Source organism: uncultured Chitinophaga sp. (assembly GCF_937874145.1).
Classification (GTDB): domain Bacteria; phylum Bacteroidota; class Bacteroidia; order Chitinophagales; family Chitinophagaceae; genus Chitinophaga.
Map to the genome: position 1 here is coordinate 1 of NZ_CALNBI010000098.1, position 14,922 is coordinate 14,922.

General features: G+C 58.0%; 14 protein-coding genes. 9 read left to right on the forward strand and 5 right to left on the reverse strand.

All coding sequences use genetic code 11. From position 1 onward, the window contains the following. Positions 1-1,879, reverse strand: a 1,879-nt coding sequence (locus tag Q0510_RS04340; RefSeq protein ID WP_298708591.1) for a DPP IV N-terminal domain-containing protein, incomplete at its 3' end; no start/stop codon positions are given. A gap of 96 nt (positions 1,880-1,975) precedes the next feature. On the opposite strand from Q0510_RS04340, the gene Q0510_RS04345 reads away from it, so the two are divergent. After that, on the forward strand, positions 1,976-2,518 hold the full coding sequence (locus Q0510_RS04345; protein ID WP_298708593.1) for a histidine phosphatase family protein: 543 nt from the start codon (positions 1,976-1,978) through the stop codon (positions 2,516-2,518). Between the two features lies 1 nt (position 2,519). Here the strand turns inward: Q0510_RS04345 and mgtE are convergent, their stop codons facing one another. Both mgtE and Q0510_RS04355 read right to left on the reverse strand, forming a co-directional pair. Further along, complete coding sequence (mgtE, locus tag Q0510_RS04350) at positions 2,520-3,896, reverse strand: magnesium transporter (protein WP_298708595.1); 1,377 nt, start codon at positions 3,894-3,896, stop codon at positions 2,520-2,522. 30 nt (positions 3,897-3,926) lie between these two features. Next, positions 3,927-4,808 carry a bestrophin family protein gene (locus Q0510_RS04355; RefSeq protein ID WP_298708597.1) on the reverse strand — a complete coding sequence of 294 codons (882 nt, stop codon included), beginning with the start codon at positions 4,806-4,808 and terminating at the stop codon, positions 3,927-3,929. An 89-nt stretch (positions 4,809-4,897) separates the two neighbouring features. Between Q0510_RS04355 and Q0510_RS04360 the strand changes: the two genes are divergently transcribed. The 8 genes from Q0510_RS04360 to Q0510_RS04395 all read left to right on the forward strand — a co-directional run bounded on the left by Q0510_RS04360 (position 4,898) and on the right by Q0510_RS04395 (position 12,985). Then, on the forward strand, positions 4,898-5,287 hold the full coding sequence (locus Q0510_RS04360) for an SET domain-containing protein (RefSeq protein ID WP_298708599.1): 390 nt from the start codon (positions 4,898-4,900) through the stop codon (positions 5,285-5,287). A 76-nt stretch (positions 5,288-5,363) separates the two neighbouring features. Beyond that, positions 5,364-5,870, forward strand: coding sequence for a MarR family transcriptional regulator (locus tag Q0510_RS04365; protein WP_298708601.1), 507 nt, complete (start codon positions 5,364-5,366; stop codon positions 5,868-5,870). Beyond that, positions 5,867-7,435 carry a histidine ammonia-lyase gene (hutH, locus tag Q0510_RS04370; protein WP_298708603.1) on the forward strand — a complete coding sequence of 523 codons (1,569 nt, stop codon included), beginning with the start codon at positions 5,867-5,869 and terminating at the stop codon, positions 7,433-7,435. Before Q0510_RS04365 ends, hutH begins: the two co-directional genes overlap by 4 nt. A gap of 25 nt (positions 7,436-7,460) precedes the next feature. Then, entirely contained in the window at positions 7,461-9,134 is a 1,674-nt protein-coding gene (gene hutU / locus Q0510_RS04375) for a urocanate hydratase (protein WP_298708604.1), read from the forward strand. 18 nt (positions 9,135-9,152) lie between these two features. Beyond that, positions 9,153-10,355, forward strand: a complete 1,203-nt coding sequence (gene hutI, locus Q0510_RS04380) for an imidazolonepropionase (protein WP_298708606.1) — start codon at positions 9,153-9,155, stop codon at positions 10,353-10,355. A gap of 41 nt (positions 10,356-10,396) precedes the next feature. Then, positions 10,397-11,395, forward strand: a complete 999-nt coding sequence (hutG, locus tag Q0510_RS04385) for a formimidoylglutamase (RefSeq protein ID WP_298708608.1) — start codon at positions 10,397-10,399, stop codon at positions 11,393-11,395. A gap of 17 nt (positions 11,396-11,412) precedes the next feature. Further along, positions 11,413-11,901 carry a metallophosphoesterase family protein gene (locus Q0510_RS04390; protein ID WP_298708609.1) on the forward strand — a complete coding sequence of 163 codons (489 nt, stop codon included), beginning with the start codon at positions 11,413-11,415 and terminating at the stop codon, positions 11,899-11,901. A gap of 49 nt (positions 11,902-11,950) precedes the next feature. Continuing rightward, the gene (locus Q0510_RS04395) at positions 11,951-12,985 is read left to right on the forward strand and encodes a DUF4421 domain-containing protein (RefSeq protein ID WP_298708611.1); all 1,035 of its coding nucleotides are present in this window, start codon (positions 11,951-11,953) and stop codon (positions 12,983-12,985) included. Here the strand turns inward: Q0510_RS04395 and Q0510_RS04400 are convergent. Continuing rightward, entirely contained in the window at positions 12,980-13,609 is a 630-nt protein-coding gene (locus tag Q0510_RS04400; protein WP_298708613.1) for a hypothetical protein, read from the reverse strand. The genes Q0510_RS04395 and Q0510_RS04400 overlap by 6 nt on opposite strands. 87 nt (positions 13,610-13,696) lie before the next feature. Continuing rightward, the coding region (locus Q0510_RS04405) for an aconitase family protein (RefSeq protein ID WP_298708615.1) at positions 13,697-14,922 on the reverse strand (1,226 nt) is incomplete at its 5' end.

A 14,922-nucleotide genomic window follows, 5' to 3' on the forward strand; every position in this document is an offset into this window, starting at 1 on the left:
CCTGGTCGGTAAGATCCTTTCCGCCCATGTGCCGGTAGATGCCGGTGCGCACGTCGCGGCCGTATCCCGCGCTGCCGCGGTAATCGATGTCCAGCACCGTATACCCGAGATCGGTGAGCAGGTTATGGAACATGTATTCGCGGTAGTACTGGCTCCACCATTTATGCGCATTCTGCAGGTATCCCGCGCCATGCACGAACACCACGGCCGCACCGTTTTTCTTCGGTGCCTCGGGCGTATACAACCTGGCATACACTTCGGCCTTGTCGCGCGCGGTGAACGTGATCACATTCGCCTCGCGCCAGGGATAGGAGCGGAACTCAGCGCTCATGGCCAGGTTCGTGACCCGTTCTGCCGGCGCACCGGCTTTGTTCTCCTGGATGTACAGCTCCCAGGGATGGTTGGAATTGGAATAACGGTAAGCGATCCACTTTTCGTCCGGACTGATGCTCACCGTGTGCGCGCCGCTCATGGTCGTGATGCGCTCGGGCTTCCCGCCGGCAACGGCTAATTTGTAAAACTGCTTCTCGCCGGGGTGCACTTCGTTGGTGATGATATAGAAATGTTTCTTATCCCTCGACAGCTGCGCCTCCTGCACTTCAAACTTCCCGGAAGTGAGGGCGGTCTTTTTGCCGTTGGCTACATTGTAAGTATAGAGATGGCTATACCCGGAAGCTTCGCTCTGGAACCAGCAGGTTTGTTCATCGATCCAGCCGAGGCTGCCCCAGTTGATACCAGGCCCTGCCACCCAGGCTTCGTCGCGCTGGCGGTCGAGCGGTGTGAGCTTGCCGGTGGCGGGGTCGAGGAGCATGATCCAGCGGTCTTTATTGTCCTGCGCCCGGATGTTCACAATCGCGCGGGTACCTTTATCCGACCAGTATGGCCCGTTGATGATCACGGGGCGCGCGGCCTTGCCGGTATCGCGGCCGGGGTAATCCTTTGCATAATCCGGTTTGTCGTAGATGCCGGGGATCTGCAGTGTGCGGATCGCGAAGGAAGTGTCTTTCTCACGGTCGTACACGAAGGATTCATAACGGCTCTGCGGGCTACCAACTTTGGCATTGGTGCGCACGCTGCCGGTATACCCGTTCTCCGTCACAAACGTAGGGATCTCCGCCCCGCGGGCCATGCCTTCGCGGAACACGCGGTATACGACGAAGCGGCCGTCCGGGCTCATACGGGCGTCGTTGAGGGAACGGTCGTCGAGGTAAAGGGAGCGGAGGGCGCGGGGTTTGGGGAGATTGTTATTGTAAGCGGTGGCGGCGTCGGATTTGGCTTTCCGCTCGCGGAGCACTTCAAATAGTTCCTGTTGCTGGTTTTTGAGATGCTGTTCCTGGTCGGATACCGATTCGCTGCGTTTGGGCGGTTTGGCGCCCATGACGAAGTCGGTCAGCTGCTCGGTAGCCCCTGTGGCCGGGTCCCAGCTATAAATATTGCGCTCGCGGCGGTAGAGGATGCGGCTGTCGTGGAAGCCGAATTCGGCGCCGGTTTCCAGCTCGGTAGTCTGGGTGATGCGGATGTCTTTCCCGTTTTCCAGGTTGCGCAGCCATACGTCGCCCTGCCAGGTGTAAGCGAGGCGGGTGCGTGCCTGGTTGTATTCACCGGATTGGAGCGCCTGTATCTGCGTCCGGCTGGCCGGAACGGTTTTTACCGGTTTGCGCTGGGAGAGCTGGATGGAATAAAGGGAATCGGCCGGCGCTTTGTCCGGGTTCCAGTTGAAATAGATCGTTTTACCATCGATCCCCCAGGAAATATTGTCGGGGGAAGTGCCGATCCATTTCGGGTCGCGCATAATCTTTTCGACGGTGAGTGTCTGCAATTGCTGCGAAAAGGCGGCAAGGGGCCAGCAGAGCGATGCGAGTAGCGTGAGGCGTTTCATGTGTGTTGGCATAAACCCGTAAACAGGCGATGGATTATTGGTTTGCTTGGAGATATTTTATAATTTGATGCACAAGATACTAAACAAGATAACCCGATGATGCGTAAATTGATGGCCGGTGCTTTGATGCTGGCGGTTTTCGGTAGCTGCGGGCCAAAGAAGCAGCAGGAGCGGGCGGTAGTGCCCGTGGCGGAGGATACCACCTTCCTCACCGGCACCTTCTTCCTCGTGCGCCACGCCGAAAAGAATCCCGGCCGCGATTCCACGCTCACCCCCGATGGCGAGCGCCGGGCGGGCAAGCTCTATCACCTGCTGAAGGATTCCTCCATCCAGCGCATCTATTCCACCCCCTACCGCCGCACCATGCAAACCGGCGATTCCCTCCGTATTCACCTGGGTATCGACACGGTGACGTATAAACCCGACAGCACCGGCGAATCGCTGCTGTACGAAATCTCCCGCCGCAACGACTGGGGCAGGCGCATCCTCGTCATCGGCCACAGCAATACCCTGCTGCCCATCATCAGCAGCCTGGGCGCAAAACCCGGGATCGACAGCATCGCCGATAAAGACTACGGCAACCTCTTCATCATTCACAAAACGAGGAAAAGCAGCCGCCTGGTCCGCAAACGATTCTGATTTACAATAAAATGCCCTGGAGGAACATATACGCCACCGAGAAGTAGATCAGCAGCCCGGTAACGTCTACCAGCGTAGCCACGAACGGCGCACTGGAACTGGCGGGGTCGGCGCCGGCTCTTTTAAGGAGGAGCGGCAGCATGGAGCCTGAGAAGGTACCCCACAGCACTACCCCGATCAGCGAAACGCCCAGCGTTGCGCCGATGAGCAGCGTATGCTCGCCGTATGTATGGAAAAATTGATTCCAGATGATGATGCGCACAAACCCGATGATCCCCAGCACACTGCCCAGCATAAGCCCCGATACGATCTCGCGCCGCATAACACGCCACCAGTCCTTGATCGTGAGCTCGCCCAGCGCCATGGCCTGGATGATGAGCGTCGAGGCCTGCGATCCGCTGTTGCCGCCGCTGGAAATGATCAGCGGGATGAACATGGCGAGCACCACGGCTTTGGCGATCTCGTCTTCAAAATAAGCCATCACCGACGCGGTGAGCATTTCCCCGATAAACAGGATGATCAGCCAGCCCACGCGCTTTTTGATAAGGCGCATCAGGGGCATGTCGAGGTAAGGCTCGTCGAGCGCCTCGGTACCGCCGATCTTTTGGATGTCTTCCGTATGCTCTTCGTTGGCGATCCAGAGGATGTCGTCGATGGTGACGATACCGAGCATCACGCCGCCCGCATCGAGTACGGGGAGGGCCACACGGTTTTCGAGCCGGAAGGTCTGGATGGCATCTTCCTGGTCGTCGTTCACATGGAGCGCCACGAAGCGGTCATCCATCAATGTTTCTACCACGGTATCGGGCGAAACGAGCAGGAACTCCCGGATCCGGAAGTCGTCGAGCAGCTTGCCCTGGCTGTCGATGATATAAATAACGTCAATGGTTTCTGAATCCTTGCCGTACATGCGGATGTGCTTCAGCACCTGCGCCACGGTCCAGTGGGCGCGGGCGGCGATGTAATCCGGCGTCATGAGTCGGCCCACGCTGTTTTCCTTATAGCCAAGGAGGGAGAGCGTCACTTTCCTTTCTTCTGGCTCCAGGAGCTTGATGAGCTCCTGCACGGCCTGCGCCGGCAGCTCTTCCAGGAAAGCGGTACGGTCGTCTGGCGGGAGCTCGTTGAGGAGCTCTGCGGTTTTGTGGGCGGGGAGGTCGCGGATGATTTCTTCCTGTGTCGGAAACTCCAGGATACGGAAAGCCGCCGCGGCACGGCTGAGGGTCAGGTGGTTGATGATGAGCGAAGCCTGGTCGGGGTCTTCATAGATCAGCTCGGCAATGTCCGTAATAAGCTGATCGTCCAGGAACGACCGTAGTTCCTGGGGTTGCTGCTCACGGGCCAATTGCTCGAACTTTTCCAGTAATGCTTCATTTTCCATAAATCCTGACGCTGGTGCGAAAATAAGTAATTACTGCATGATCTCCTGCACGTGGCGGCGGATATTGGCAGAGATGGTTTCGGTGGGAAGGTCGTTGGCGTCTTTCCCGAACGGGTCTTCAATCTCTTCGGCGATCAGCTCGAGGCTGGCCAGCACGTAGAAGATGAAAACGACCATGGGCACCACGAGGTATCCTAACCCGAACACATATCCCATGGGCAGGGTCATCACGTAAAAGAAAATGAATTTTTTGAGGAAGACGCTGTACGAAAACGGGATGGGCGTATTCTTGATGCGCTCGCAGGCGCCGCAGATATCGGTGAAAGATTCCAGCTGGCTGTTGATGGTAATGAGCTGGTCGCCGGAAATCACCTGCTGGCGGTGCAGCTCGTTGACCTTTTCCATGATGAGCACGGCCATGCGGTTAGGAATGTGGATACCTCCGCCCAGGCGCTCCAGTTCTTCCGCCGGCATATTCTCCAGTTTGTCGGGGTGGAACTCCCCGCGCAGGTGATCCTTCATGGTAAAAGCATAATTCGGGATCATGGTTGCAAACCAGGCCACGGCAGGGTGCCCCGTCGGCAGCATGGCCTTCAGCTTCATGGCGAGGTTACGGCTGCTGTTGACCAGCAGCCCCCATTGCCGGCGCCCTTCCCACCAGCGGTCGTAGGCCGTGTTGGTGCGGAATACCAGCAGCATGGATATGACGAAACCCAGCAATCCGTGCATGGCCGAAATGTTCTTCAGGTGGTCTTTCTCCGCCTGTACCCGGACGAAGTTCAGCTCCAGCCAGGCGATGACGGCGCTGTAGATCGCGATGGCGATGAACATGGGGAAGAGCTTCTTCACGGTATCCGCCTTGTGGATCCGGAAAATAAAGGTGAACCAGTCGCGGGGGTTATAGTTGATCATGCCGCAAAAATAATAACAGTCACGCTTATTTTGATTAGTGTGAGTATTAGTGTTAATTTACGCCCTGCTTATCTATTCCCAAGTCATTTATGATCAAGCCGTATTTGTACATACAGAAGACAAAAGAAAAAGGCCGCGGTGTTTTCACCAGGGAAGCCATCCCCGCCGGGACTACCATCGAGGTGTCGCCCGTATTGGTATTGTCCAACAGCGATACCCAGATAGCGGATACCACCAAGCTGCACAATTACATCTTCCTCTGGGGCGTGCGGGAAACCCGTTCCTGCGTGGCCCTGGGCTACTGCTCCATCTACAACCACTCCTACGAGCCCAACTGCGAGTATGAGATGGATTTTGATGCGGAAACCATGGCGATCAAAACCCGCCGCGCCATCAAAAAAGGTGAGGAGCTGCAGATCAACTACAACGGCGATCCGGAAGATGTTTCCGACGTCTGGTTCGATGTGAAACGCAAGTAACCCGCTAAAAAAAATTCTCCGCGTATGCGCAGGATTTTTTAATATTGTAAAATATATAAGCACTTATATAATTAGTATGAGCTTCTATCCCAAACTCGGTTACCTGATCTTCGGCAGCCGGCTAAGGCGCCTCAGCGAGTACTTCCTGGCGGAGGTAAACAAGGTGTACGCCCAATCCGGCATCGCCTTCGACGCCAGCTGGTTCCCCCTGTTTTATTTATTATCGGAAGGAAAGCAGCTCACGCTGATGGACATCTCCCAGGAACTGGAGGTATCTCATTCCGCCGTGAGCCAGCTCATCGCCAACCTGAAGGGGAAAGGACTTGTTACTACTACACGCTGCGCGGAAGACGGCCGCCGGCAACTGGTGGAGCTCACGCGCAAGGGCGCGGCATTGCTCAACCAGGTGCTCCCCGTCTGGAAAGCCATCGGCGAAGCCATGGAAGGCCTCGTGACCGAAGATCCGCAAAGCCGCAAAATACTTGAAGCCATCGGCGCCGTGGAGCGCTCGGTAACGGAAGACCCGCTCTCCGCCCGCATCCTCCGCGCGATGGACCCTAAAGCCAAAACCATCCCATCATGAGCCAAAACTTTCATTACGGTAAAGAACAACTGACGAGCCGCATCGCGCTCGACATCGCCGAAGGCCGCACCCGCGGCATCCTGGCAGCCGATGTGATGGACCGCGTCCGCCAGAGCTACGGGCACGTGCAAGCCATCGTGAAGGAGCACCGCACCGTCTACGGCATCAACACCGGCTTCGGGCCGCTCTGCGACACGAAGATCTCCGAAGAAGACACCCGTGCCCTGCAGTACAATATCCTGCAAAGCCACAGCGTAGGCGTGGGTAATCCCATCCCCGAAACCATTTCGCGGCTCATGCTCGTGACCAAGGTGCAAGCCCTGGCACAGGGCTTCTCCGGCGTAGCGCCCGATACCCTGGAACGCATCGTCTGGCATATCGACAACAACATCACGCCGCTCGTACCCGAAAAAGGGAGCGTGGGCGCCTCGGGCGACCTCGCGCCCCTCAGCCACCTCTTTCTCCCGCTCATCGGTCTGGGTGAAGTATGGCGCAAGGGCCGGCGCATACCCGCCGCCGAAGCCCTGCAGCAGGAAGGGAAGGAGCCCGTGGTGCTGGGCCCCAAGGAAGGGCTGGCCCTCATCAATGGCACGCAGTTCATTCTCTCTTTCGCCGTGAGCGCCGTGGCGCGCATGCACAATATCCTGGAAGCCGCCGATCTAACCGGGGCGCTTTCGCTGGAAGGGCTCATGGGCACCTATAAACCCTTCGACCCGCGCCTCCACGCCATCCGCCCGTATCCCGGCAACCAGCTGGTAGCACACCGCCTCGATACCTTGCTGAGCGGTTCGGGCATCATGGCCGCGCATGTGGACTGCGGCCGCGTGCAGGACCCCTACAGCCTCCGCTGCATGCCCCAGGTCCATGGCGCTTCCCGCACAGCCTGGAAACACCTCGAAGAGCTGACCGCCATCGAGCTCAATGCCGTTACCGATAATCCCATCATTTTCTCGGCGGAAGACACCATTTCCGGCGGCAACTTCCACGGCCAGCCCATGGCCCTGCCGCTCGATTACGCCACGCTGGCCTCCGCCGAAATCGGCAACATCTCCGACCGCCGTTGTTACATGATGATCGAAGGACGCTTCGGCTTACCGAAACTGCTGATAGAAGACGCGGGCCTCAACTCGGGGTTCATGATCCCGCAATACACGACCGCCGCGCTGGTAACGGAAAATAAAACCCTCTGCTTCCCCGCTTCTGCCGATAGCGTGCCCACTTCGCTGGGGCAGGAAGACCATGTGTCCATCGGCTCCATCAGCGGCCGCAAGCTGCACCAGGTCATCGGCAACGTGGAATACATCCTGGCCATCGAATTGCTGTATGCCGCGCAGGCCGTGGATTTCAGGAGGCCCCTCAGATCCACGCCCGTCCTGGAAGCGTTGCATGCCTATGTGCGTGAGAAGGTGGCCTTCGCGAAGAAGGACCGCATCTTCGCCAACGATATCGCCGCATTGCATGCCATCATTGCCGACGGCTCCTTCGTAGCTACCGCCACCGCAGCCGCCAAAGCGAACGGCATCGACCTGGACGGTCCTTACCACGAAAAATTCCGTCTTTCCTGACATCATCCACCTAAACTATCTTACCATGAAAAATATTACAGATTTCATATCACAATACGCCGCGCATCCCCACTACAAGGCCCCGCACGGCACGGCGCTCCACGCTAAAAGCTGGCAGACGGAAGCCCCGTTGCGCATGCTGCTCAATAACCTCGACCACGAAGTAGCCGAGAACCCCGACGAACTGGTGGTGTACGGCGGCATCGGCCAGGCGGCGCGCAACCGCGAAGCGCTGCAACAAATCATCCGGTCGCTGCTTACGCTCGACGATGATCATTCGCTGCTCGTGCAGTCCGGCAAGCCGGTTGGTATTGTGCGCACGCATCCGCAGGCGCCGCGGGTGTTGCTGGCCAACAGCAACCTCGTCCCCAAATGGGCCACCTGGGAACATTTCAACGAGCTCCGCGCAAAGGGGCTCATGATGTATGGGCAAATGACCGCCGGCAGCTGGATTTATATCGGCACGCAGGGCATCCTGCAAGGGACGTATGAAACCTTCGTGGAATGCGGCCGCCAGCATTTCAACGGCGACCTGAAAGGCAAGCTCCTGGTTACCGCGGGCATCGGCGGCATGGGTGGGGCGCAACCGCTAGCAGCGACGATGGCGGGTGCTGCTTTCCTCGGCGCCGACGTAGACCCTTCGCGCCTGCAAAAACGCATCGATACCAAATACCTCGACCGCATGACGCATTCCTACGAAGAAGCCATCGCCTGGGTGCGCGAAGCACAGGCGAAAGGGGAGGCTATCTCCGTGGGACTGGTAAGCGATGCCGGCGATATGCTGGAACGCATGCTGCAGGATGGTATCATCCCCGATATCCTCACCGACCAAACCTCCGCGCATGATCCCATCAACGGATACGTGCCCGACAATATGAGCCTGGAAGCCGCCGCGGAACTGCGGGCGAAAGATCCCGCGGGATACAAGCGGCTGTCGCTGAAAAGCATGGCCCGCCACGTGGGCTTTATGCTGGAGATGCAGCGCCGCGGTTCTGTCACATTCGATTACGGGAACAATCTCCGCGAGTTCGCGAAGGAAGGCGGCGAGCCCGATGCCTTCAACTTCCCCGGGTTTACGCCGGCTTATATCCGTCCGTTATTTTGTGAAGGGAAAGGGCCCTTCCGCTGGGTAGCGCTTTCCGGCGACCCGGAAGACATTTATACGACCGACCGTGCCCTGATGGAACTCTTCCCCGACAACCAGCCCCTCATCAACTGGCTGAACAAAGCGCAGGAGCGGGTAGCCTTCCAGGGATTGCCGGCACGCATCTGCTGGCTCGGCATGGGCGAAAGGGAAAAGGCAGGGTTATTGTTCAACGAACTGGTGAGAACCGGCAAAGTGAAAGCCCCGATCGTGATCGGCCGCGACCACCTCGACTGCGGTTCCGTGGCTTCGCCCAACCGCGAAACGGAAGCGATGAAAGACGGTTCGGATGCCGTGTCGGACTGGACGCTCCTCAACCTGATGAGCAATACCGCCGGCGGCGCTACGTGGGTGTCGTTCCACCATGGCGGCGGCGTAGGCATGGGCTATTCGCAACATGCGGGCATGGTAGTGCTGGCGGATGGCACCGATCGCGCGGAAGACTGCCTGAAACGCGTGCTGTACAACGATCCGGCGATGGGGATTTTCCGTCATGCCGATGCAGGATACGAAAAAGCGCTCGAAGTACGTGACCAGTTCGGGCTGGGATTATAAACCTTAAAAAGCATCCTTATGAAACTCATCGGACCATTCTCGCAACTGTTGCCGTTGACCGGGTTGCCGGACAAAGGGGCTATTGCCGACGAACAGCTGGCCATTATTCCCGATGGCGGGGTGTTGGTGGAAGATGGGAAGACCGTTGCGGTTGGTGCTTTCGAAGCGCTCCGCAAAGCCCATCCCGCTGCGGAAATAGATAAGACAGAGGAGCCCATGGTGTTGCTGCCGGGCTTCGTGGATTGCCATACCCATATTTGCTTCGCAGGAAGCAGGAGCCGCGATTATGCCATGCGCATCGCCGGCAAATCGTACCTCGACATCGCCCGCGCTGGTGGCGGCATCTGGGATTCGGTGACGAAGACACGCGCCGCTACCGATACGGAGCTGATGGAGAATGTAGTGGCCCGCGCCAACCGCCATCTGCGCGAAGGCGTTACCACGATGGAAGTGAAAAGCGGATACGGGCTCGATCTGGCGTCGGAGCTGAAGATGCTGCGCGCCATCCGTACGGCGGATCAATACACGCCGGCGTCGTTCGTTACTACCTGCCTGGCGGCGCACATCCGCCCAAAGGATTTCGACGGCGACGAGAAAGCTTACCTGCATTGGATATTGACCGAACTGCTGCCCGCCCTGCGATCGGAGCACCTAACGGAGCGGGTGGATATTTTTATAGAGGAAACGGCCTTCTCCGCAGCGGCTGCGCGCCCGTTTCTCCTGGAGGCGAAGGCGATGGGATTCGGGATCACCGTTCATGCCGACCAGTTCACCAGCGGCGGTTCCGGGGTAGCGGTGGAAGTGGGCGCAATGTCTGCCGACCACCTGGAAGCCTCCAACGCGGAAGATATCCGCAGGCTGGCCGCGTCCGATACGGTGGCGGTGGTGCTGCCGGGCGCATCGCTGGGCCTGGGCATGGGATACGCCCCCGCCCGCAAGCTCCTCGACGCAGGCGCCAGCGTAGCCATCGCCAGCGACTGGAACCCCGGTTCAGCGCCTATGGGCGACCTCCTGATGCAGGCGGCTGTCATGAGCGCGGCAGAACGGTTGTCGGCCGCTGAAGTGTTTGCAGCGCTTACATTCCGCGCCGCAAAAGCCCTGGGCATACCATCCTCCGCTGCCGACCTGCAGGCTTATCCCTGCGCGGATTACCGGGAGATCCTCTACCACCAGGGCAAACTCAAACCATCGATTGTGTGGAAAGATGGTGAGCGCATCTGATTTTTCAGGATATTAGCAATTCAACACCTCAATCGCAACACATGACCCTTGTATGTTACCAACCTTCCGCACCCGGCGCATGGCAGGGCAGGAACGACGGCAATGACCCCGATCTCCTCCGCTGGCACCAGCTTATCCAACCGGCCGATATCAGCCGCGCCCCCTTGCCCGCGATCCCTGCGGGGAAGAAGGGCATCGCATTCCTGGGGTTCGCCTGCGATGAGGGCGTACGCCGCAATGGCGGGCGCACCGGCGCCGCAGCCGGCCCCGAAGCCCTGCGCAAGGCATGCTCCTCCTTTCCCGTCCATTTCGACGGGCATGTGCTCGTTGATGCCGGCAACATCGTTTGCGAAGGCCCGCAGCTGGAAATGGCCCAGGAAGCCCTTTCGGCTACGGTATCGCATATCCTGCAGGCGGGTTACCTGCCCGTGGTGCTCGGCGGCGGGCACGAAGTAGCATTCGGGCATGAACGTGGCATCAGCCGGCATTATAAGGATGAAGTGGTGGGCATCATCAATTTCGACGCGCACTTCGACCTCCGGGAACCCGGTGCGGAAGGCGCATCTTCCGGCACAGGGTTCTGGCAGATCGCGCAGGAAAGGAAAAAAGACGGGCAGCCCTTCCATTATCTCACCCTCGGCATCCAGCAAAATTCCAATACGCCCAGGTTGTTCAATACCGCGGCGGAACTGGGAGCAGACTATCTCCCGGCAGGCCTCTTCCAGCAAAAGTACCACGACCAGCTTGTGGGCGCCATCCGGTCTTTCATCCAGCGAACCGACCGCATTTACCTCACCACCTGCCTCGACGTGTTTGCCGCGCCCTTTGCACCGGGCGTAAGCGCCACTGCCTACAACGGCCTCATCCCCGACGCCCTGTTCCTCGACTGCTACCGCACCGTGTTGCGTACCTCCAAACTGGCCGGGGCCGACTTCGCGGAGCTGAATCCTTCCCTCGACCAGGATGGCCGCACCGCCAGGCTCGCAGCCTCGCTAGTGTTCGAAACGGTGATGAATTATTTCCTCCGGCAGGGCGATTAAAATCCTATTTTAGCGCCATGAAGATTGGATTGATGTCGGATACGCACGGATACCTCCATCCGCAGGTGTTTAAATATTTCGAGCAGGTAGACCAGATCTGGCATGCGGGAGACATTGGCAGCGTGGCGCTGGCCGACGAGCTGGAGGCTTTCAAGCCGCTGAAGGCCGTTTACGGGAATATCGACGGGCAGGATATCCGTATCCGTTACCCCGAACACAATCTCTTCATTTGCGAAGGCGTGAAGGTCTGGATGACCCACATCGGCGGCTATCCCCCGCGGTACACGCCCGCCCTGAAGCCGCATATCCAGAAGAAAAGGCCGCACCTTTTCATCACCGGCCATTCGCATATCCTGAAAGTGGTGCCCGATCCGGCATTACAATTGCTTCATATCAATCCGGGCGCCTGCGGGAAGCAGGGCTGGCACAAGGTCAAAACCCTCGTGCGCTTCGATTGCCTGAACGGGGAAATTAAAAATCTCGAAGTGATTGAACTGCCCGACTAGCCGATTGTTTATACCATAAGACGACTGTTTACACTGTATGATGCAACGGATGAAAGCCATATGCTGGATACTCCTGCTGTGCCCTGCGCTCGCCAGCGCACAGGAAAGCCGCCTTGTACAATGGCTGCGGTCCGAGAACGACAGCAATTATGTCGAAGACCTCACCCGCGACCTGACGGTCCGCGTCTACGGCTCCCGCAAATACAATTATTACGACATGCACGACCGGCGGGTGGACGAAGCGCTGCTCTACCGGCCCAATGCCAATAACAATGTGGGCGTAGGTTTCAATTATAAATTCATCGGCCTCAACCTGGGTTTCAATCTTCCCTTTATCAATAACGACGACGACCGTTTCGGCAAAACGAAATACCTCGATTTGCAGACACATCTCTACACCCGCAAGCTGGTCGTGGATTTTTACGGGCAGTATTACCAGGGCTATTATTCCAGCACTACGCGCCGGTTTTTCGATAACGCCATTTCCGGAAGGGTGGAAGGCATCCGCCCGGATATCATCAACACCAATATCGGCCTGCACGGGCAATACATTTTTAATGACAAGCGCTTCTCATACCGGGCGGCATTTCTACAGAACGAATACCAGAAAAAAAGCGCCGGCTCACCGTTGGTGGGAGCGGAATTATTTGCCTGGCAGATGCGGGGAGATTCGGCGCTGGTGCCTGCAGACGCGCGGAAAGACGGGTTTTATGAAGGCATGCCTTTTACGCGCTCCAGCAACATCAGCCTGGCCATTAACGCCGGGTATGCCTACACCCTCGTGATCGCGGAGCATTGGTTCATTACAGGCTCCCTGGCCCTGGCGGCGGGCGTCAACCGCTCGGTATTGGGATTCAACGATGGTAACGGGAAGGAACACGGGCTCGGCTGGCAGCTGAACAGCACGTTCCGCTTCGCGGCGGGGTATAATTCGCGCAAATATTATGTAGGCGTTCATTATGTAGACATCTCCACCCGTGGCGGCTCGCCGTTGCCAAAGACCTGGCAGAGCTTCGGTGCGGGCAATCTCCGCTTCAGCATCGTCCGCCGTTTCGCGTTGAAAAAGCCCCTCTTCGGATCATAATTTTTCCAGTTCCCTTTCGAGGTTTTCCCTTGCCCGCAGCTCATACTGGTCGCGGAAAAGCTCCGTGCGGTAGATATGCGGCATGGAAAGGAAGTGCTGCAGCACCTTGACGCGCCCGTTGCGGTATTCCAGCCAGGAAAACATGCGGTACTCGCGCCGGATATTCTTGGCGTACAGCTTATAGCGCTCCGGCGGTGCGGCGAGTACACAAAGGTCAAAGTCCAGGAAGTAATCGAGGTCGGGGTCGGAGAGCTCGGGTTGATGACCGGCCGTTGCGAGGATGTAGCGGTATACTTTATCCTGCCGTTCTGCCGGGGCATTGGCCTTGCGGAGATAGAAGAGGGCCTCCTCGGCGCTTTTCAGCTCGTTATCGCGGCGTTTGGGCAGGTAGATGCAATCGTGGAAGTAAATGGCGTACAGCAACGATTCATTGTCCACGATCTGCGGGGAATACTGATGTTGCAGCGTGAGCAAATCGGCCAGGTGTTCCAGGTTATGGTAATGCCGGCCAAAGGTGGAGTATTGCATCATCAGCCGGTCGATGCCATGCCAGGCCACAGGCGGCGGGCATCCGCAGCGCTGGTTCAGATCCAGCCAGTATTTCCTGATGGCTTCGGGTTGCATTGCTAAGGGATTTTTGGGGTTATCGGAACAAAAAACAGGCCGTTCCCGGATAGGAACGGCCTGTAATATATGCTTTTCAGTGTTTACTTACTTTGCTGCTGCGAACTGGGCGCGGATCACGTTGAGCGCACCGCCGGCTTTGAACCATTCGATCTGCTGCTGGTTGTAAGTGTGATTCACGGTGATGGCATCCTGGGAGCCGTCTTTGTGATGGAACACCACGGTCAGCGTGGAGCCGGGAACGAATTCGGTCAGGCCTACGATGTCGATCACATCATCTTCCTGGATTTTTTCGTAATCGTCCTTGTCGGCGAAAGTCAGCGCGAGCATACCTTGCTTCTTCAGGTTGGTTTCGTGGATACGCGCGAAGGATTTCACGAGGATCGCACGAACGCCGAGGTGACGGGGTTCCATGGCTGCGTGTTCGCGGCTGGAACCTTCACCGTAGTTTTCATCGCCCACAACGATGGAACCGATGCCTGCGGCTTTGTAGGCACGCTGGGTAGCCGGTACGGCGCCATATTCGCCGGTCAGCTGGTTTTTCACGGTGTCCGTTTTGTCGTTATACGCGTTCACGGCGCCGATCAGCATGTTGTTGGAGATATTGTCCAGGTGGCCGCGGTATTTCAACCAGGGGCCTGCCATGGAGATGTGGTCGGTCGTACACTTGCCTTTCGCCTTGATGAGGAGCTTCAGTCCTTTCAGGTCGGTACCTTCCCATGCCTTGAAAGCTTCCAGGAGCTGGAGGCGGTCGGAGGTGGGGGATACGATTACCTGAACGCCGGAGCCGTCTTCAGCAGGCGCCTGGTAGCCGGCGTCTTTCACGTCGAAGCCCTGGGGAGGCAGTTCAAAGCCTTTGGGTTCGTCGAGCTTCACTTCTTTGCCGTCGCGGTTTTTGAGAGTGTCCGTGAGGGGGTTGAAGGTAAGGTCGCCCGCGATAGCCAGCGCCGTTACGATCTCGGGAGACGCCACGAATGCGTGGGTGGATGCGAGGCCGTCGTTACGTTTGGCGAAGTTGCGGTTGAAGGAAGTGATGATGGAGTTTTTGCGGTTGGGATCGTCGATATGACGGGCCCACTGGCCGATGCAGGGACCGCAGGCATTCGCCAGCACCACGCCGCCGATCTGGTCGAAGGTATCGAGCAGGCCGTCTCTTTCGATGGTGTAGCGCACCAGTTCGGAGCCGGGTGTGATGGTGAACTCGGAATGCACTTCCAGGTTTTTATCGATAGCCTGTTTCGCGAGAGACGCGGAACGGGAGATGTCTTCGTAGGAAGAGTTGGTGCAGGAGCCGATCAGGGCTACTTCCAGCT

Excerpts from the sequence above, each read along its gene's own strand:
- Q0510_RS04345 (WP_298708593.1), top strand. The coding sequence starts at position 1,976 with ATGATGCGTAAATTGATGGCCGGTGCTTTGATGCTGGCGGTTTTCGGT.
- mgtE (WP_298708595.1), bottom strand. The coding sequence starts at position 3,896 with ATGGAAAATGAAGCATTACTGGAAAAGTTCGAGCAATTGGCCCGTGAG.
- Q0510_RS04355 (WP_298708597.1), bottom strand. The coding sequence starts at position 4,808 with ATGATCAACTATAACCCCCGCGACTGGTTCACCTTTATTTTCCGGATC.
- Q0510_RS04360 (WP_298708599.1), top strand. The coding sequence starts at position 4,898 with ATGATCAAGCCGTATTTGTACATACAGAAGACAAAAGAAAAAGGCCGC.
- Q0510_RS04365 (WP_298708601.1), top strand. The coding sequence starts at position 5,364 with ATGAGCTTCTATCCCAAACTCGGTTACCTGATCTTCGGCAGCCGGCTA.
- hutH (WP_298708603.1), top strand. The coding sequence starts at position 5,867 with ATGAGCCAAAACTTTCATTACGGTAAAGAACAACTGACGAGCCGCATC.
- hutU (WP_298708604.1), top strand. The coding sequence starts at position 7,461 with ATGAAAAATATTACAGATTTCATATCACAATACGCCGCGCATCCCCAC.
- hutI (WP_298708606.1), top strand. The coding sequence starts at position 9,153 with ATGAAACTCATCGGACCATTCTCGCAACTGTTGCCGTTGACCGGGTTG.
- hutG (WP_298708608.1), top strand. The coding sequence starts at position 10,397 with ATGACCCTTGTATGTTACCAACCTTCCGCACCCGGCGCATGGCAGGGC.
- Q0510_RS04390 (WP_298708609.1), top strand. The coding sequence starts at position 11,413 with ATGAAGATTGGATTGATGTCGGATACGCACGGATACCTCCATCCGCAG.
- Q0510_RS04395 (WP_298708611.1), top strand. The coding sequence starts at position 11,951 with ATGAAAGCCATATGCTGGATACTCCTGCTGTGCCCTGCGCTCGCCAGC.
- Q0510_RS04400 (WP_298708613.1), bottom strand. The coding sequence starts at position 13,609 with ATGCAACCCGAAGCCATCAGGAAATACTGGCTGGATCTGAACCAGCGC.